Below are 18,688 nucleotides of genomic sequence, written 5' to 3'. Positions count from 1 at the left end.
GGCGCATCCATATCACGTTTTGCATTTATAAGGACAGTTAATCCCTGAAATTTATGCATGCCCTGCCGATAACTTTTTAGCGCGTAGTCAGGCGCTAACATTTGAAGTCCAGTGAGGAATCGGGGAATGTCATTTAACCAGCGGTTAAGCAATATAAAAATTAGCAGAAAGCTGTCGGTAGGATTTGGGTTAGTTCTGTTTCTGGTTGCTGTCGCTTCTATCCTCAGTGTGTTGCGCTTTCAGGAAATCCGCGACGTCTATCAAAAAACCAATCTGCTGTACAACATCAACATCGAAGTGTTTCAGGCAAAAATTAACCGCCTGAAATATTTCTATGGTGATGATAAATCGGGTGAGGTGATGTCCAATTATGTTCGCCACGCTTCAGAATTGACGGCCAGCGCTGACAGCATGAGTTGGTCAACCAACGAAAAGCAGATCATCAACGATGTCGCCGACCATCTTACGAAGTTCCAGAGCAGCATTGGCGAGATGCAGAAAGCGACCAGTGATATTCACGCTGTTCGTGATGCGCTGGATAAACTCGCCACTGAAGATCTTGCCGCCAGCTACACCACGCTCGTGCGGACGCCGCTGGCAGATCCGAGCCTGGTGATGCAAGTTTATGAGCAACTATTCGCTATCAGCGCAGTACGTGACGCGGCGCTGGTTGTCCGTTATAGCCCAGGCAAAGAGAGCAGTGACGCGCTGGAGCGCCATTTCAGCGACACACAAAAAAGTGTGCAGGCGCTGGCGAGCCAGCTGCCGGGCGAACTGCAAGCGCCGTTACAGGCTTTATGGGATAACACCGTTAAATACCACGATCTGAGCCGCAACTATTTCACCGCCTACCAGGCGCTGAAGGCCGCTGAAGATCATGTTAAAACCGGTGGCGATAACAGCAGCGCGGCGCTGAAGCAGATCATTACGGTGGTGAAAGCGCACAACGATGAACTGGCCTATAGCTCCAGTACCATCACGGCGATTATCGGTGCTATCGCTATTTTACTCGGTGTGATTGTTTCCTGGTGGGTGATCCGCCAGATTACTCATCCGATTGACCACAACCTTGCGCTGGCAGAACGTATTGCCAGCGGCGATCTCAGCTCGCAAATTCGTGCACAGAGTACCGACGAACTGGGGCAATTGACCGGGGCAATGGGGCGGATGAACGACACACTGCGTGATATGATCCATGAAGTGCGTAGCAGCGTGACGAAGGTCTCCCGCGCGGCAAGCGAAATTGCCGAAGGCAATACCGATCTCTCTTCCCGTACGGAACAGCAGGCCGCTGCGGTGGTGGAAACGGCCGCCAGCATGGAAGAGCTGACCGCGACGGTGAAAAATAATGCCGACAACGCCCGTAACGCCAGCAGCCTTGCCGCTCAGGCCTCACAAACGGCCAGCGAAGGTGGAACGGTGATGCGCGAAGTGGTGAACACCATGAGCGACATTCACAGCAGCTCTAACAAAATTGCTGATATCACCGCAGTGATTAACAGCATTGCGTTCCAGACGAACATCCTGGCACTGAACGCCGCAGTTGAAGCCGCGCGTGCTGGCGAACAAGGCCGCGGTTTCGCCGTAGTAGCCAGCGAAGTACGCAGCCTTTCTCAGCGCAGTTCGCAGGCGGCAAAAGATATAGGACAACTGATCAGCGAGTCGGTTTCCCGTATCAATGTCGGCAGTGAATTAGTGGCTAAAGCCGGTGAAACCATGGATCAGGTTGTCCAGTCGGTAACGCGAGTTAACGACATCATGGGTGAAATCTCCTCCGCATCGGAAGAGCAGAGCCGGGGTATCGAGCAGATCGCCCGTGCCGTGAGCGAGCTGGATAGCACCACGCAGCAGAATGCTGCACTGGTGAACGAATCGTCTTCAGCGGCAGGTTCGCTGGAAGAGCAGGCGCGTCTGCTGGAAGAACTGGTGGCGATCTTCCGGCTGGAGCAAAACGAAGCAAAAAGCGCACCGAAAGCCTCAACGGGAAAATCTACACGCAGACCAACAGCGAATGCGTCTGTTGCAAAGCGTGACACGCAAAGCAGCGATGAGGGCTGGACCACATTCTGATAGCGTTTAACGTGACTCTCCTGATATAGGTTGACACTTTTCTGCCTGTCAAACGCCTGATGTACATCACCAGGCGTTTTCCTGTCTATAGAAAACCCGCTTTCGGGTGAAGGCGGGTGGCAAGCATTATTCGAACTGATAAGCAATGGACATACCGACGCCGTAATTACGTCCCGGAGCGGGTTCGTAGTAACGACCATTGGATTCATTAACAATCACCGATCCAACATATTCACGGTCAAACAGATTATCGATACGGCCAAACACATCCATCATCCAGTTACCGTAGTTAAATTTATAGCCCGTGTTAATGCCCGTAACGGTGTAGGAGGGCGCTTTCGCGCTGTTTTCATCGTCGGCCATGATATCGCTCATATAGCGCACATCGGCGCCCGCGTACCAGCCCTGATCCGGGAGCCATCCCAGCGATGCATATCCCATATTGCGCGCAATGCCCGGAATACGATTGCCGTTACAGTCGCTGTCGCTACACACTTCGCTACGGTAAATGGCATCCAGATAAGTCCATGATACTTTGGTACGCCAGTTTCCGGCGAATTGCTGATCGAGCGACAATTCCGCGCCCTGACGACGGGTTTTCCCGGCGTTTTTGTACGTGGTGCGCCCGCCGCTACTGGTATCAGTGACGATCTCGTTATCAGTATCGGTACGGAACAGCGCTGCTGTCAGCAGGCCGTTGCCGATTCGCGTTTTACTGCCGATTTCCACGGTTTCATTGGTGGAGGGTTTCAGCGCGAAGTTCAACCCACTCTGGTTACCGGGACGATAAGAGAGTTCATTAATGGTCGGCGTTTCAAAACCGCGTCCGGTCGCCGCGTAAACGTTCCATGCATCAGTCAATGCGTATTTCAGCGACGCCGCCGGTAGCCATTTGTGATAACTGGCTTCACCGCTGTCATCGCCATTCCCCGCCGTGACATAGTGATCGTTGGAATCAAACCACACTGAGCTGTAACGAACGCCCGCATCAAAGGAGAGTTTATCCGTCAGTTGCCAGGCGGTCTGCACGTACGGGTCGAGGTTCCACATCAGGTTGCGTTCGTTACGGCGCAAGTTGCCTTTTTCGCCATAGACCGGCGTCGAGTCATCCATCACATAGTTTTCGTAACCTTTGCGATCCTCGCTCATGTTTTCATAGTTCAGCCCGCTGGTGAAGGTTACCGGCACACCCAGCTCGCCACGGTGCGTCCAGCGCGTGTCGATGCCCTGATAATGGCGCGCCAAATCGATCACACCGCCCGAATGAGCCGGGTTAAGCTGCGGTGCGAGCGGGATCGACTGGTACTGCGTCGTTTCACGTTCCCCGGCATACATCATTATGCTTAAATCATCCTGGTGGCTCATCTGGCGCTCATAACGCAGCCCGGCCTGCGTTTGTTTGATGGTTTTGCGGGTGTTGTACTGGTCAGCACGCGGCGACTGGCGTGGATTATCCTGCCACTCCTCTTTGGTCAGGCCACCCGCATCGTTGGCTTTGATATCAACGCTATTAAAGATCAGGCTCAGCTTGCTGACATCATCAATCCGCACGCCCAATTTTGCGTTGGCGAGATTTTTGCGCGCGCCGCTGTGATCGCGATAACCGCCAGTGACGAAGCGGGTACTGGAAACGGTGTAATCTACATCGCCAGCATGCGTACCGTCGCCTACCGCGCCGGTTGCTTTCAGGCCGTAACGCCAGCTAGCGTCGCTACCGTAATAGCTGCTGGCTTCAATGGTTGTCGGCTGCCGGCCGGTCTGCGTGGTAACGTTCATCACACCGCCAGAAGCATTTCCATACAGCGCCGAGAAGGGGCCGCGCAACACATCAATGCTCTCCACGCTATTGAGATCGATATTAGACGTTTGCCCCTGACCATCTGGCATCGTCGCAGGAATACCATCCACATACAGGCGAATACCGCGCAAACCATAAGTAGAACGCGAACCAAATCCACGGATGGAAAGCTGCAGATCCTGCGCATAATTTTGCCGGTTTTGTACCTGCAAACCTGGCACGCTATTCAACGACTCCGACAAATTGACGCGCGGTGCAGCCTGACGGATATCGTCACCCTGCACAACACTGACGGCGGCGGGGCTATCAAGTTCAGAGACTGCCTGTGGCGCGGCGCTGACAATCATCGTTTGTTCATTGTCAGCGGCATTAGCAGAAGGAGAGAGGACCGCCGGGAGTAATAGCACCGGCAGAGAGGCCTTTGTGGCAGAAAGAATAGTCATATCGGAACCGAGTGAGAAAAAACCAAATGGAACATGTGCGAATATGTTAAAGATTATGTAAATAATTTGAAAACATTAAACGCACTTTAAGTTAAGAATGAGTGTAGTTCCTGCCTGCCAATCGCGCTTCTCGTTAGTCTGGCTCCTGTTTATTGTCATTAATAATTACTATTCTCACTTATAGCAACAAACAAAAACCTTGTTTCGTGCACTGAATGCCTGTGAACAGGTTCTCATCGAGTTAATCAAAGGGAGGGGGAGGCGTGATGTCTTGCGTTGTCGGCCAATCGCAAAACGCTGTATGGCAGGCTTCAACCCGGGGAAAAGAAGCCACGCAACCGGATGATGTCATCCGTATTGCACGGTAGTAAAAAGGGAAGGCCAGTGCCTTCCCTCCATTTATTTATACTGCCACCCGTTTAGCGCCGGGCGTTTTCAGTCGGCGCAACCGGTGCAGTGCTGTGAATTTCCTGTACGCGTTTGCGCACACCAAACCAGCCTGCAACCAGCAGCACGGCAATCAGGGGGATAGAACCGATGGTGTAAGTACCGTTCGGGTAGTCAAACGCCATCAGCACCAGCACGCTCAGCAGGAACAGCAGTGTCAGCCATGACGTAACCGGTGCGCCAGGCATTTTGAAACTGACATCCGCCACTTTGCCTTCTTTGATCGCCTGACGCAGACGCATCTGACAAATCACGATAAATCCCCAGGAGGCGATAATGCCCAGGGAAGCCACGTTCAGCACGATTTCAAACACCTGCGACGGTACCAGATAGTTGAGGAACACACCGACGATATAGACGCAAATGGTGACCACAATACCGGCATAAGGCACATGATGACGGCTCATTTTCGCCATAAACTTCGGCGCGGAGCCGCCCATCGACATCGAACGCAGAATACGACCGGTGCTATAGAGGCCAGAGTTCAGGCTGGAAAGCGCAGCTGTCAGCACCACCATGTTCATGATGTCGCCAATGTACGGTACGCCCAGTTTGGAGAAGAAGGTCACAAACGGGCTTTGACCTGCCTGATAGGCATTCCATGGCAGCAGCAGCACGAGCAGAACCACCGAACCGACGTAGAACAAACCGATACGCCAGATCACGCTATTGATTGCTTTTGGCACCATAGTCTGTGGATCTTTACACTCACCGGCAGCAGTACCGACCAGCTCGATAGAGGCAAAAGCAAAGACCACGCCCTGAACCAGCACCAACGCTGGCAGCAAGCCGTGCGGGAAGAAACCGCCGTTGTCAGTGATCAAGTGGAAGCCGGTTGTGCCGCCGTCCAGCGGTTTACCGCTGCCGAGGAAAATAGTCCCGACAATCAGGAACACCACAATCGCCAGCACTTTGATTAACGCAAACCAGAACTCCATTTCGGCGAACCATTTCACGCCAATCATGTTCATCGTACCGACGATCGCCAGCGCGGCCAGCGCAAAGACCCATTGTGGCACATCGCCAAATGCGCCCCAGTAGTGCATATAGAGCGCCACGGCGGTGATATCGACGATACCGGTCATCGCCCAGTTGATGAAGTACATCCAGCCGGCGACAAACGCAGCTTTTTCGCCCAGAAACTCACGGGCATAGGAAACAAAACTACCACTGGAAGGGCGATGCAGTACCAGTTCGCCCAGCGCGCGGAGAATAAAGAAAGAGAAGATGCCACAAACCAGATAGACGATTGCCAGCGATGGCCCTGCCATCTGTAATCGTGCACCGGCGCCCAAGAATAAACCTGTCCCGATCGCGCCGCCAATAGCGATCATCTGTACCTGGCGATTGCCCATCGCCCGGTTATAGCCCTCTTCATGAGAGTTTAGCCAGCGTCGTTTCGCCGCGTGATGCTCTGTGGCGCTGTTGTTGTCTGTTTTCATTTCGTTACCTGTTACCTGTCTGAACCTTGCGGGATTCCTCAACCTGCGTGAGCAAAAGCCAAACGATTGCTCCCACGGTAAATGTTTGCCTTTCCAGTGATTCTACGTATGGATAAGAGAAACATGGCGCAGCATCCTACCTGCAATCGGCAAACGACGCAAAACATACCCGCTGGGTACACCGGGACTATTAGCAGAAATTGTGAGGTGAAAGGAGACAAGCAGCGTAAATGATTCAATCAGCAGAAAAAAGCAACAGAAAAATCCAGTCGTAAACAGGTAAATACTTGACAATTTTGCAAGGTTATGACCTTAACCCATAAGTATAAGTGATGATTTGCAGGCGGCGAGTACCTGCAGTCACTGGTCAATCCACTGGGTATTATCTGTAACTCAAAAAGCTGCTCCGCCGGGAAGTTCTGGGTGACGAGACCCCTGCGTTAGCAAGACGCCATAATTAGCCTCAGGAAGCCGTTGGCGTCAGGGTAATGGACTCCAGCGAACCAACACCGCCCAGCAGCCCGCCGATAAACCCGGCGATCGCCGGAATGCTGGCGACAAACTCGACTCGAAACAGAGTTGATTGTCGTGTAGGAAACAGAAAAAGACGGCAGGATTCTCCCGTCAGGATGACATTATTATGGACGTTTACCGAATTCACAGCTGGTTTGCGTCCACGCGCGAGCCTGTTCGCTGATGCTGAAACCAAGACCATGGCGGTCAGAGACGTACATACGCCCATCGCGCAATTCAAGCTGTTCGTTAAACAGCGGGTTCAGCCATTCGAAATGCTCCAGCCACGGCTCCAGCGGGTAAGCCGCAGAGAGATGCAAGTGAACTTCCATGGCAAAGTGCGGTGCCAGTTTGCGACCATGTTTGGCGGCCAGATCCATGATCTTCAGGAACGGTGATATCCCGCCGACGCGCGGAGCATCTGGCTGCACATAGTCGCTGGCGTTGCCGAGAATAAGTTGTTCGTGTTCGCGAAAGCTGGTCAGCATTTCACCGGTGGCGATCGGGGTATCCAGCGCGACGGCAAGTTGGGCGTGACCTTCGACGTCATAAGCATCCAGCGGCTCTTCAATCCAGATCAAATTGAATTTCTCCATCTGGCGGCCCATGCGAATCGCCGTTTCACGATCCCACTGCTGATTGGCATCGACCATCAGCGGGAAATCATCGCCCAGCACTTCACGCACGGCAGTCAAACGACGGAGATCCTCTTTGGTGTCCGGCTGGCCGACCTTAATTTTGATGCCGCCGATACCGTTTTCCCGAGAAATAATCACATTTTTCAGCACCTGATCCAGCGGCGTATGCAGGAAGCCGCCGGAGGTGTTGTAGCACTGCACCGAGTCGCGGTGAGCGCCCAGCAGTTTCGCCAGCGGCAGACCAGCACGTTTAGCTTTCATATCCCACAGCGCAATATCGATAGGGGAGATGGCCTGCACTGCCATGCCGCTACGGCCAACCGACGCGCCCGCCCACAGCAGTTTGGTATAAATTTTGTCGATATCGTTCGGATCTTCGCCCAGAAGGTTATCGGCAATCTCTTTGGCGTGGGCATAGATCCCCTGACCCCCGGCACGTTTGGAGTAGCTGAAACCAACCCCCTCAAAACCATCACGGCTGCGGATCTCCGCAATAATGATCGCCACTTCGGTTAGCGGTTTCTGGCGACCGGTGAGCACTTTCGCATCGCTTACCGGCGTAGCCAGAGGCAGGAAGGCGAGGGAGAGTTTTACCCATGCAATACGATCGCCGGTTTCAGCGGCGGTTTTCGCCCCTGCGGCTTTAGCATAGGCCACGGCATCGGAATTCGTACTTACGGTCATGATTAGCTCCTGTGAACAACAAAAATGTTTGCGATAACATTTGTAGTTCGGTAATAAATACATGACCAGAGAAAGGATGTAATTATGTACAATCGGTCACAAACAATGGTGTCAAAGAGGGCGCCTTTGTGAAAGATGTCGCATTTAATCGTCAAATGAAAAGCAATAGCCCTATTATGATTGCGCTAACATAAATAATTAAAACTTCTGTTAACCTACTGATTTATGAGGCGTAGCGGCAATGATGGGAGAAATGCGTATAATACAATGCGAGAATCAAAAAAAAGCGAAAGGCTCTGTGAGTGAACATGTCGAAAACATCTCGTTCTGCCACACCGCGTGCGCCCACCCTGGAAGATGTTGCCCGCGCCGCTGGCTTGTCATCCATGACCGTAAGTCGGGCGCTTAACACACCGCAACGGGTACGGCCCAAAACGGTCGAAAAAGTCATCGCGGCGGTCAAAGCAACGGGGTATATCCCCAATGCGTTGGCCGGTGGGCTGGCCTCGCGCCGCAGTAAATTAATTGCCGTGGTGGTGCCGCAAATCAACAACAACATGTTTGTCGACACAATTCAGGCCATCAGCGATGAGCTTGCGGTGCGCGGTTACCATATGTTGCTCTGCGTTGCCGGATACACACAACAGACTGAAGCCGATCTGGTTGCCGCGTTGCTCTCGCGCCGCCCGGACGGTATCGTTCTGACCGGCATCCATCACTCAACGGATCTGAAAAAAGTGATCCTCAATGCCAACGTACCAGTAGTGGAAATCTGGGATTTAACCCCGACGCCGCTGGATATGCTGGTGGGCTTCTCCCACGAAAAAGTCGGCCAGGCGACAGCGGAGTATTTGCTGCGTAAAGGCTATCGTCGCCCGGGTTTGCTGTGGACGGTGGACAAACGCGCCGCGCAGCGTAAAGCCGGTTTGTGTGAAGTGCTTGAGCGTAACGGTATCAGTGAACCGGGCAGCGTCGATGTCGCTTTACCTGCGCGATTCACCTCGGGCCGCCAGGGGCTGTCGCAACTCCTGGAGCAGGGCGATTTTGATGTGATTGTTTGTAGCTCCGATACACTGGCGCAGGGCGCAATCGTTGAAGCGCAGTCGCGCGGTTTACAGGTACCACGCGATCTGGCGGTGATTGGCTTTGGCGATCTCGATTTTGCCGCCGGAAATCAGCCTGCCATTACCACGGCCAGCGTTGATCGGAAAATTATGGGTCAGCGGGCGGCAACGATGCTGGCCGATAGTATCGAAGGTAGCGAGGTTGATGTGCCTGTCGTCGATATTGGCTTCCATTTTGTTGAGCGAGAATCCGCATAACACCATGAAAATAAATGTTATCGGTACCAGCGGAAGCGGAAAATCGACGCTGACGAAACGTATCGCCGCAAAGCTTAATGTGCCGTATATCGAAATGGACAGGCTTTACTGGCGCGCCAATTGGCAGGGAACGCCGGACGAGGAGTTGTATTCCCGCCTGGAGCAGTTACTGGATCAGCCAGGCTGGGTACTTGATGGCAACTACAATCGCAGTCGGGATGTAAAATGGCGGCATGTCGATCTTGTTGTATGGCTTGATTACGGTTTCTGGCGCACGCTGCGTCAGGCCGTGCTACGCGCCGCACGCCGTGCCTGGCACAAGCAGGAGTTATGGCCAGGCACCGGAAACTGCGAAAGTTTCCGCCGATCATTCTTCAGCCGTGAGTCGATCATTCTCTGGACGATAAAAACCTGGCGTGCGAATCGCCTGCGTTACGCCCAGGATATGGCTGACCCGCGCTACCAGCATCTGCGTTTTGTGCGTCTTACCACCCCACAGCAGGCTGACGACTTTCTTGCCACGCTGACCGAAAATTAGGGTTTATCCTCTGTAAGTGTTAAGAAAATCCGGATGACCGCCAGGCTGGTCACACTTTGATAAATCGGTGCAAATGCGTTGTGCTACTGTGGCACTCTGTTGAAAACGAGGAGTTTGTCATGCCACACATTGATATCAAATGTTTCCCCCGCGATCTGGATGATGAGCAGAAGGCAGCACTGGCGGAGGATATCGCCGGAGTGATTATTCGTCATCTGAACAGCAAAGAGAGTAGCATCAGCGTCGCGCTGAATGAGTACGCGCCGGAAGAGTGGAAAGCGCAGGTTTGGGATACGGAAATTGCCCCGCAAATGGAGCAACTGATCAAAAAACCGGGCTACAGTATGTAGATTCCCGGCAGCCCACATCGCCGTGTGGGCCTTTTTATATTTATCAGTGGATTATCCTCATATCGAGACTGACGCAGTAACCGGCAGCTTATTCGCCAACGGTAATCCGTTTGCCGCTGGCAACAAAATGACCGCCACCCAGGTGATGAATGGTATTCAGTTTGTCGTCGTCAAACTGCCAGCGTCCGTTGATAAAAGCCCGTTCGTCGGCAGCCGCCGAAACCACTTCGCCAAACAGCGTGTCATATTTCTCCTGTGCGGCAGTCGGCGGCAGCAAGCGGCACTCCATCCACGCCAGACATTTCTCTTCAATCACTGGCAGCCCGAGCACCGGACCGGCAAATGTCGGGATCCCATAGCAGTTGAATTTATCTTCATCGCGACCGGTAATACTGCCGACCGCGTAACTCCAGTTAGTTGCTGCTACGCCAGGCACCACAATGCCGAACATACCGCTACGCTCTATCAACTCGCGTGACCAGGCGCTTTTATCCACCACAATTGCGATACGCGGCGGGGAAAACTCCACCGGCATCGACCAGGCCGCCGCCATCACATTACGGCGATCGATCTGCTCATCACGGCTGGTAATCAAAATGGTCGGGCCATGGTTTAACAGGCGACTGGCGTGTTCTAGTGTCACAGGGCGAAAATAGCTCATAGGCTGCTCCTTTATGCATGATTTTGCGGCGTTAAATGACTGTTCTTTAACCAAAAACAAGCGCAGAGCAGGGAAAAGAAGCTATTCGGCACTTTTGGCAACGACAATCTTCCCGCGCCCTTGTTCTTTCGCCATATAGAGCGCCAGATCGGCTGCGCGCACCAGATTATCAGCCCGGGCGTGGCGCGGCCAGGTCGCCAGGCCAATAGAGACGGAAACTGGGCCAATATCCTGCGATTCATACAGCATATGATGGTTATACACATTACTCAGCAGCGCTTCAGCAACCGTCATTGCCTTCGCTTCATCAACGTCCGGCAAAATAATCAGAAACTCCTCGCCACCATAGCGGAACGCAATACTATTCTCATCCAGCGTTTCGGTGATCAGTTTCGCCATTTCGCGCAACACTTTATCACCGGCTTCATGACCATACTGATCGTTGAGTTTTTTGAAGTAATCCACATCCAGCATCAGGCAACTGAGTGTGCTGTTCTCTATCATTGCCTGATCGATCCTATTCCGCAGCGTCTCTTCCAGACTGTAGCGGTTTCGCAGGCCCGTCAGCGGATCATATGTCGCTCTTTCGGTCAGCGTATCGCGCAGGATCTGGTTGGCCAGTGCTAACGCCAGCGTTTCCGCCAGTAACTCCAGGTAGGCGTACGGTGGCTCTTTGCCCGGTGTGTAATTATCAACAGTCAGCAAGCCAATACTCTTATTTTGTGCATTGAGTGGCACGCAGATCGCTCGTGACGCCAGTTCCGGCAAAATATGTTCGCACGGCATATCCACAGTATCCCGGCCAGGGCTGTGCAGTTGCCCGCGTTTTAGCGCCCAGCAATATTCCGGCGGGAAGGGGGAATCCTCGCCGGGCGGCAGCCCCCAACGCACCACACATTTCATACGATTAGTCCGCGTATTCAGCATATAAAGCCGACCGCCCATGTCCGGGATGATTTGCGGAGCAAAACGGCCAACCACGCGGAAAATGGCGCTGTGCGTATCGCATCCCTGCAAACGCTGGGTCATACGCGCCAGCAGAGTGCGCGTGGCCCATTCCTTGTCGCGTTCCTGTTCAAGCCTCTGCCTGGCAAGGCCATTTTCACGGAAAATGCGGATCGCCTGCGCCATATCGCCAATCTCATCAACCTGCGCCAGCACCGGCGTTTCGACGTTGTAATCCTGCGTCGCCAGCCGGTTCACCACATCGCTGAGCGTCACCACCGGGCGCAGAATTCGGTGTTTGATAATAAAGCCGAGCACAAACAAGAACAGCAGTGCGGTCAGACCGACCATCACTTCCGATAAGGTACGCAGACGCAAAGAGAGTGACGTTGCGTCTTTGATGGAGGCCTGCGTGCGCTGGTCCACCAGGCTGCGAAAATGGGCGAAGCGATACTCGGCTTCTTCGAGCTTGTCTTCGTAGCCGCCACCGAATAATTGATTCACACCCTCTATATTTTTGCCCGCCTGCACATCATTAATGGCAGTACTCTGCTCCTCTTCAAGCTGATCGAGGGTGGCAAGCCCATCCCGCAGAATCAGAATTTCCTCATCTGAGGCGCCATTATCCCGCAGAGCAACCAGCCGGTTTTCCAGATTGATGTCCTGTTCGCGGCGGGTTTTCCAGCTTTGTAATGTGTCCGGTGTAAACTTGATTACCGCATCGCGCGCCATATCGCTCAGTGCAAAGGCTTCTCTTTCCAGAGAGTCCGTTAAGGCATCAAAAGTGCGGCTCCTCGCCACGGTGTCACGTTCCCTGTGCTCGGCGCTTGAGGCCATAAACAGTGCAATGCCTGAAGTTAATGTCAGTACCACTGTCGCGATGTAAGCATAATTAGTGATCGTTGCGATTCGCACGAGGAACCCTTTTAAAAGCAGTGTAGAGATATGCCTTCCAGTTTAGACATTCGATTAAAATTCAATGCGCAATAATGACGTCATTTCTTCGTCATAATCCCTGCCTATAGTCAGCCGCATCAAATCCCAAAGAGGATAACAAGATGTTTGCTCCCCTGACTTTTGTGCAGGTGGATGTGCCCCATTGGCTGAAACCCTCTGGGGGATCACGGCTTCCCGCTGCGGAGGGCGCTGATGTTCGCATTCACTGACGTCCGGCTGCAAGGCGTTTCCTACGCCTTCGGCACACATACCGTTCTTAATCACATCGATTTGCATATCCAGCCTGGCAGCATCGTTGCATTGCTTGGACCTTCCGGCTGCGGAAAAAGTACGCTGTTGCGATTGCTGGCAGGGTTAAGCGAACCGGCGGAAGGTGAAATCTGGTTTGGCGATCGCCTGGTCGCCAAAGCGGGGTGGTCGCTACCACCGGAAGCACGCGATATCGGTATGGTTTTCCAGGATTACGCTCTGTGGCCGCACATGAGCGTGGCGCAAAACATAGCCTTTCCGCTGAAGATGCGTAACGTACCGCGCGGCGAACGCGAGCAGCGTGTAATGCAGGCGCTCAGTATGGTCGGGCTGGCGGAGTTGGCCCAACGCAAACCAGCAGGACTTTCTGGCGGCCAGCAGCAGCGCGTAGCGCTGGCACGGGCGATTGTCGCTGAACCGGCCGTACTGCTGTTCGATGAGCCACTTTCCAATCTTGATAGCGCGCTGCGCGAATCTCTGTGTCATGAGATGGCGCGCTTGCTGCGCCAGCTCGGTACAACGGCCGTTTATGTCACGCACGATCGCCGTGAAGCCGAATGGCTCGCCGATCGCATCGTACATTTAGCATCCGGAAAGGTGGAATCCGTCAGAAACATCACTTCATCCTCAGGGGAAATCGCATGAAAGCCTTACTGTCCGTGAAAAAAGGAGTCGCTTTAGCCATGGTGCTGTCGTCCATGATGATCTCCAGTGCGCACGCGCTGACCGTTTATACCGCAGGTCCCGGTTCGCTGGCAAAAAGTCTGGCCAGTGGGTTCGAGCAAAAAACCGGCGTGAAAGTCAATATTTTTCAGGCCACCACCGGCAAGGTGATGGCGCGGCTCGAAGCTGAACAGGCCAATCCACAGGCTGATATTCTGATTTCAGCTTCCTGGGACACGGCTGAAGATTTGCATCATCGCGGCTGGTTGCTGCCGTTTACCAGCGCCAATGCGGATAAGGTTCCGGTTGCGCTGAAAGGCGCAGATTATGTTGCACAGGGCGTCTCAGCGCTGGGCATCGTCTGGAACACCAAAAGCGGCACGCCGGAACCGAAAGAGTGGCAGGATCTGACGTCGGCGGCCTTCAAAGATAAAGTCACCACGCCAGATCCGGCGTTATCCGGTGCCTCGCTGGATTTGCTGATCGGTCTGCAAAACGGCATGGGTGAGAAAGCCTGGCAACTGTTTGATGCGCTGAAAAACAACGGCATGGTAGTGAGCGGCCCGAACGCGCAGGCGGTAACGCCGGTAATGCAGGGTGCGAAAGCCGCCGTCTTCGGCGCGGTTGATTACGTCACGTACGGTAATATCGCGCAGGGTGAATCGCTGAAAGTAATCTTCCCCACCAGTGGCACGGTGATTGCGCCGCGCCCGATGATGATCCTTAAAACTACTCAGCATGCCGATGACGCAAAAGCGTTTATTGATTACGTCCTGTCGCCGGAAGGACAGAACATGGTTGCCGATGCCTGGTTGATGCCAGCGCGTACGGATGTGGAAGCAAAACGCCCGTTGTTTACCGAACTGAAGGTGCTGCCAACGCAAAGCAACGGCACCAGTGAGCGCGGCGACGTTCTGAAGCGTTTTAACGCCCTGTTTGCGAAGTAATCCACACCATTTATAGCGGGGGCAACCCCGCTTTCAGGATACCTGCTGTGAACCAGAAACTGATTGCGCGGGTAACGATAGTGCTGCTGGTGATACTGGTTGCGCTACCGTTACTGTTTATTCTCTTGCAGGCGGTGTTTCCGCAGTTTAGCGGTGGGGGGTTTAGCGGCGCATTCTCCGGCATTCCGCGCCTGCTGGCGGAGCCGCAACTGCCGTTGATGCTTAGCGGCACACTGCAAATCGCCACTGGTGTGGCACTGCTGAGTGTGATCATTGGCCTGCCACTCGGTGTGGCACGCGGTCTGTTTGATCTGCCGTGGCCAAAAGCGTGGGATCTGCTGTTTTTGATCCCGTTTTTAACGCCGCCCTATATTGCTGCTTTATCGTGGATGCTGTTCCTGCAAACGCAGGGCTATCTGATGCAGCTTACCGGGCTTGATCTTAATAATTTATTGTTCAGTAAAACCGGTATCGTGCTGGTCATGACGCTAAACATTTTTCCGGTGGTCTATTTTGCCGTATCGCGCAGTTTGCTGGCCAGCGGGCAGCGACTGGCGCAAGTTGCCCGTGTTCATGGCGCCACGCCGTGGAGGGCATTTTGCCATATCACGCTGCCGTTACTTTCCCCGGCGCTGGCGGCTGGGATGTTGCTGGCGTTTACCCTCGCAGTGGAAGAGTTCGGCGTTCCGGCGGCGCTGGGTTCTCGTGCGGGTGTGGTGATGTTGACCGTCGGCATTGAAGAGAAGCTAGGAGACTGGCCGATAGACTTGCCGGGTGCGTCGATCCTGTCGGTGATGCTGATCGGCATTGCGCTCTGCGGCTGGTGGCTGCAACGTCTGTTGACGGGCGATCAAGACGTGACCAGCGTCTCCGGTAAACCCACCGAACATGTGGGAGCGAAACTGGGCTTTTTCACGCTGCCGGTACTGCTGGTTATGAGTAGCGTGGGGTTTCTGGCCGTGGTACTGCCAGGCCTGTCGATGGCGTTAAGCGGTTTTAGCGCAACACTTTCCGGCGGGCTGACGCTGGACAATCTGACGGTTAAACACTTTGCCGCGCTCTTCACCCAGCATGGTGATGCGCTGCCTGCACTCGGCACCAGCTTATCGCTGGCGCTGGGAGCATCGCTGCTCACCGGGCTACTCGGGCTGTGCGTCGCCTGGCTGGTGGTGATGCAGAAGATAAAAGGGCGCTCGGTGATCGATGCGCTGTCACTGATGCCTGCGGCGCTGCCCGGTGTGGTGGTGGGTGTCGGGTTGATTTTATTGTGGAACCGCAGTTTCTGGCCAGTTTCGCCGTATAACACTTGGGGGATGTTGCTCATCTCCTATTGTTGCCTGCTGTTGCCGTGGCCAGTACGCTACATCGGAAGCGCCATGCGTCAGTTAGGCGGTAACCTCGAGCCCGCTGCGCGAGTACACGGTGCCAGCGCATTTCAGGCGTTGCGTCTGATTGTGCTGCCACTGATCTTTCCGGCGATGCTGGCAGCAATGTTGATGGTCTTCGCCATTGCTTCGCGCGAACTGGTGACATCTCTACTGCTGTCACCCGCAGGAACGCAAACCGTCGCGGTGTTTATCTGGCGGCAATTTGAGCAGGGTTCGGTAGGGCAAGGAATGGCAATGGCCACGCTGACGCTGATTGTCGGGCTGATGTTAATGCTGACAGCACTGTGGCTTCTGCAGCGCAACACAAAACATTAAAAGGCACGAAATCGCCAGTTGGCGCAAAAAAATCCGGTATAACAAAGGGACATTACGTACAAGGAGCCTGTATGACCCCTTTTTTGACCGCTTATCTGGCGCGGATTGGCTGGAATTTTACGCCCGATGTCTCACTTGAAACACTGCGGGCGCTGCATTTGCAGCATAATGGCGCGATTCCTTTTGAAAACCTTGATGTTGTTTTGCCACGCGAAATCGAACTCAACGATGAAGCCCTTTTTCAAAAGCTGGTCATCGCCCGACGCGGTGGCTACTGCTTTGAGCAGAATGGGCTGTTTGAACGTGCGCTGAAAGAGGTTGGGTTTACGGTACGCAGTCTGTTAGGGCGGGTGATCATTTCCAATCCGCCACAGATGCCGCCGCGCACCCATCGCGTTTTGCTGGTTACCCTGGAGGGTGAGCAGTGGATTGCAGATGTCGGTTTTGGCGGACAAACTCTGACTGCGCCGATTCGTCTGCTTGCGGAGGTAGAACAGGCAACGCCACACGGTCTTTATCGGTTACAGCGTGCAGGCGAAGATTGGGTGTTGCAGTTCCGTCATCATCAGCGCTGGCAATCGATGTATCAGTTTGAAATCGGGCCGCAGTACCAGGCCGATTTCGTGATGGGTAATTTCCACTCCGCCCATTGGCCCGCATCGCATTTTCGCCACCATCTGCTGATGTGTCGCCATCTGCCGGACGGCGAAAAGCTGACATTGACCAATTTCCACTTCACGCACTGGAACAAAGGGCATGTTGAGGAAGATAAGGTGCTGGCGGATGTTCCGGCGTTGTACGAAACCTTGCAAACGCGTTTCGGGCTGGGCGTCAGCGATCCGCAGTATGGTTTCAGTATTCAGCAACTCGAAGAGGTCATGAGCCGCTTCGATTTACACGGTGAATACGCTTAACCCAACTCTTTTTCTATCATGACCGACAGATGTCGATTGAAGGCCACGTCATCGACATCTGGCATACTCAGCATACAAATCCCGTCCATGTCGCACACCAGCGCAATCAAACGCCAGTCGATGTTTTCGGCACTGCCGCAGTCGGAGCTTGGTGCTGGTCCAGGGCTCGCCATGTTTGGCTTGATCCTGAGCCGCAGTTTCGCCGCGTCGTTCAAGTTACCGCAAGGGCTGGCTGTCCAGGCTTCCTCATCGATTGGCAAGGCATTCCGCCTGGCGCAGGTGAAGCAGAGATAGTAGCGGCCTGTTTACGGTGTGCGAGTCGACCACCAGCAGAGCAGAGACCCGCCGCACACCATCACTGCGCCCTGCCAGAAGGAGAAAGAGAGCGGGGCGTTCAGCATCATGGCGGCCAGCGCTGAAGAGAGCACCGGAGTAAAGTAGGACGCAGCGGCCAGCACTGTGACATTGCCATGCAGGATGCCGATATTCCACGACGCATAACCAAAGCCCAGTGCTACCGCCGTCATCACTAATTTCACCGTTACCGATAGACTGAAAACCATCTCTGGTTGCGGTGAGAGGGCATATTTTCCCCATAGCGTCGCCGCCGTCAGCAGAACGAACAGCGTAATGCCATTGGCACCCTGCGCATATTTGGCCGTCACCGTACAATAAATCGCCCAGATAAATGCTCCGGCAAAAGCCAGCGTATAGCTGAACGGACTGGAAATAATATTTTCGCGAATGTCAGCAATATTCAGACCGTTCTCGCCGCCAAGCACCCAACTAACGCCAATTAAAGCAAGCAATAGCCCCGGAATAACCCAGAACGTCGATTTTTGTCCGTTAAATAATATGGCGCAAAGAATAGTCAGGCTCGGCCATAAATAATTGACCATTCCCACTTCGATTGCCTGTTGGCGGGTTGTGGCAAATCCCAGCGACAGGGCAAGACAGAGTTCATAGCTGACAAATAACAGACTACCAACCAGCAGATATTTACGCGGGAAGCGGCGCAAATCGGGAAACCCGACGGTGAAGATTAACAGGATACCGCTCAGGGTATAGATCATTGCTGCGCCTCCCACCGGCCCAAGACCTTCACTGACCGCGCGGATAAAACCAACCATGGTGCTCCATAATACTACCGCCAGTAAACCCATTAATGTTGCGCGTTTTTTGTTCATTGCTGCACTTTATCGGCGAAAATCAAACCTGAACTTATAACACGGATTAATAACCTGGTGCGAATTCAGCTCCGAGCTATCTACTCCTTACGGCTTAATAAAATCAGATAAGTGCGACTATTAGGGGGCAACTGGCCAGCGTTATTGATTTACCGCAATTATGTCGCCTGCGGGAATGTTTAGTTTCCCGCCGCAGTCGAAGACAAATAATGAGGAA

The 18,688-nt window shown here is 53.8% G+C and carries 17 protein-coding genes; 9 read left to right on the top strand and 8 right to left on the bottom strand.

What is annotated here, in order from left to right; translation table 11 throughout:
- Window positions 1-126: 126 nt before the first annotated feature.
- A complete protein-coding gene (locus BM427_RS06950; RefSeq protein WP_090120352.1) occupies window positions 127-2,070 on the top strand; it encodes a methyl-accepting chemotaxis protein in 1,944 nt (647 codons plus the stop codon).
- Window positions 2,071-2,196: 126 nt separating this feature from the next.
- Here the strand turns inward: BM427_RS06950 and pqqU are convergent, their stop codons facing one another.
- From pqqU to BM427_RS06935, 4 genes are all read right to left on the bottom strand, one after another.
- Complete coding sequence (gene pqqU / locus BM427_RS06945) at window positions 2,197-4,311, bottom strand: TonB-dependent receptor PqqU (protein WP_090120351.1); 2,115 nt, start codon at window positions 4,309-4,311, stop codon at window positions 2,197-2,199.
- A gap of 419 nt (window positions 4,312-4,730) precedes the next feature.
- Window positions 4,731-6,200 (bottom strand): L-asparagine permease, encoded by a 1,470-nt coding sequence (gene ansP / locus BM427_RS06940; protein ID WP_090120349.1) that lies wholly within the window; start codon window positions 6,198-6,200, stop codon window positions 4,731-4,733.
- A gap of 463 nt (window positions 6,201-6,663) precedes the next feature.
- On the bottom strand, window positions 6,664-6,861 hold the full coding sequence (locus BM427_RS26455; protein ID WP_139234384.1) for a hypothetical protein: 198 nt from the start codon (window positions 6,859-6,861) through the stop codon (window positions 6,664-6,666).
- Entirely contained in the window at window positions 6,839-8,035 is a 1,197-nt protein-coding gene (locus BM427_RS06935; protein ID WP_090120347.1) for an L-talarate/galactarate dehydratase, read from the bottom strand. The genes BM427_RS26455 and BM427_RS06935 overlap by 23 nt, the downstream gene beginning before the upstream one ends.
- 308 nt (window positions 8,036-8,343) lie before the next feature.
- Here BM427_RS06935 and BM427_RS06930 point away from each other — a divergent pair, with 308 nt between their 5' ends.
- The 3 genes from BM427_RS06930 to pptA all read left to right on the top strand — a co-directional run bounded on the left by BM427_RS06930 (window position 8,344) and on the right by pptA (window position 10,245).
- Entirely contained in the window at window positions 8,344-9,357 is a 1,014-nt protein-coding gene (locus tag BM427_RS06930; protein WP_090120345.1) for a LacI family DNA-binding transcriptional regulator, read from the top strand.
- A 4-nt stretch (window positions 9,358-9,361) separates the two neighbouring features.
- The gene (locus tag BM427_RS06925) at window positions 9,362-9,895 is read left to right on the top strand and encodes a P-loop NTPase family protein (RefSeq protein ID WP_090120344.1); all 534 of its coding nucleotides are present in this window, start codon (window positions 9,362-9,364) and stop codon (window positions 9,893-9,895) included.
- Window positions 9,896-10,014: 119 nt separating this feature from the next.
- Window positions 10,015-10,245, top strand: a complete 231-nt coding sequence (gene pptA / locus BM427_RS06920; protein ID WP_090120342.1) for a tautomerase PptA — start codon at window positions 10,015-10,017, stop codon at window positions 10,243-10,245.
- A gap of 88 nt (window positions 10,246-10,333) precedes the next feature.
- Here pptA and BM427_RS06915 read toward each other — a convergent pair whose 3' ends face one another.
- Together BM427_RS06915 and BM427_RS06910 are read right to left on the bottom strand one after the other, a co-directional pair.
- Window positions 10,334-10,906: a flavin reductase family protein gene (locus BM427_RS06915; protein ID WP_090120340.1), complete on the bottom strand. Its 573-nt coding sequence runs from the start codon at window positions 10,904-10,906 to the stop codon at window positions 10,334-10,336.
- Window positions 10,907-10,987: 81 nt separating this feature from the next.
- Window positions 10,988-12,766, bottom strand: coding sequence for a diguanylate cyclase (locus tag BM427_RS06910; RefSeq protein WP_090120338.1), 1,779 nt, complete (start codon window positions 12,764-12,766; stop codon window positions 10,988-10,990).
- Between the two features lie 234 nt (window positions 12,767-13,000).
- Between BM427_RS06910 and BM427_RS06905 the strand changes: the two genes are divergently transcribed.
- From BM427_RS06905 to nhoA, 4 genes are all read left to right on the top strand, one after another.
- Window positions 13,001-13,702 (top strand): ABC transporter ATP-binding protein, encoded by a 702-nt coding sequence (locus tag BM427_RS06905; RefSeq protein ID WP_090120336.1) that lies wholly within the window; start codon window positions 13,001-13,003, stop codon window positions 13,700-13,702.
- Window positions 13,699-14,667: an ABC transporter substrate-binding protein gene (locus BM427_RS06900; RefSeq protein ID WP_090120334.1), complete on the top strand. Its 969-nt coding sequence runs from the start codon at window positions 13,699-13,701 to the stop codon at window positions 14,665-14,667. Before BM427_RS06905 ends, BM427_RS06900 begins: the two co-directional genes overlap by 4 nt.
- Window positions 14,668-14,714: 47 nt before the next feature.
- Window positions 14,715-16,370, top strand: coding sequence for an ABC transporter permease (locus BM427_RS06895; protein ID WP_090120332.1), 1,656 nt, complete (start codon window positions 14,715-14,717; stop codon window positions 16,368-16,370).
- Between the two features lie 71 nt (window positions 16,371-16,441).
- On the top strand, window positions 16,442-17,284 hold the full coding sequence (gene nhoA, locus BM427_RS06890; protein WP_090120331.1) for an N-hydroxyarylamine O-acetyltransferase: 843 nt from the start codon (window positions 16,442-16,444) through the stop codon (window positions 17,282-17,284).
- Here nhoA and BM427_RS06885 read toward each other — a convergent pair.
- Window positions 17,281-17,457, bottom strand: coding sequence for a hypothetical protein (locus BM427_RS06885; protein WP_175539114.1), 177 nt, complete (start codon window positions 17,455-17,457; stop codon window positions 17,281-17,283). The two genes, nhoA and BM427_RS06885, sit on opposite strands and share 4 nt — an antisense overlap.
- Between BM427_RS06885 and BM427_RS26220 the strand changes: the two genes are divergently transcribed.
- Complete coding sequence (locus BM427_RS26220) at window positions 17,456-17,578, top strand: hypothetical protein (RefSeq protein ID WP_280116133.1); 123 nt, start codon at window positions 17,456-17,458, stop codon at window positions 17,576-17,578. The two genes, BM427_RS06885 and BM427_RS26220, sit on opposite strands and share 2 nt — an antisense overlap.
- Window positions 17,579-17,589: 11 nt before the next feature.
- Here the strand turns inward: BM427_RS26220 and yddG are convergent, their stop codons facing one another.
- Complete coding sequence (gene yddG, locus BM427_RS06880) at window positions 17,590-18,471, bottom strand: aromatic amino acid DMT transporter YddG (RefSeq protein ID WP_090120329.1); 882 nt, start codon at window positions 18,469-18,471, stop codon at window positions 17,590-17,592.
- Window positions 18,472-18,688: the final 217 nt, after the last annotated feature.

Origin of the sequence: Kosakonia arachidis (assembly GCF_900116535.1) — a bacterium.
Classification (GTDB): domain Bacteria; phylum Pseudomonadota; class Gammaproteobacteria; order Enterobacterales; family Enterobacteriaceae; genus Kosakonia; species Kosakonia arachidis.
Note: the sequence above shows the minus strand (reverse complement) of the source record. Positions and strands in the feature narration are given on the sequence as shown.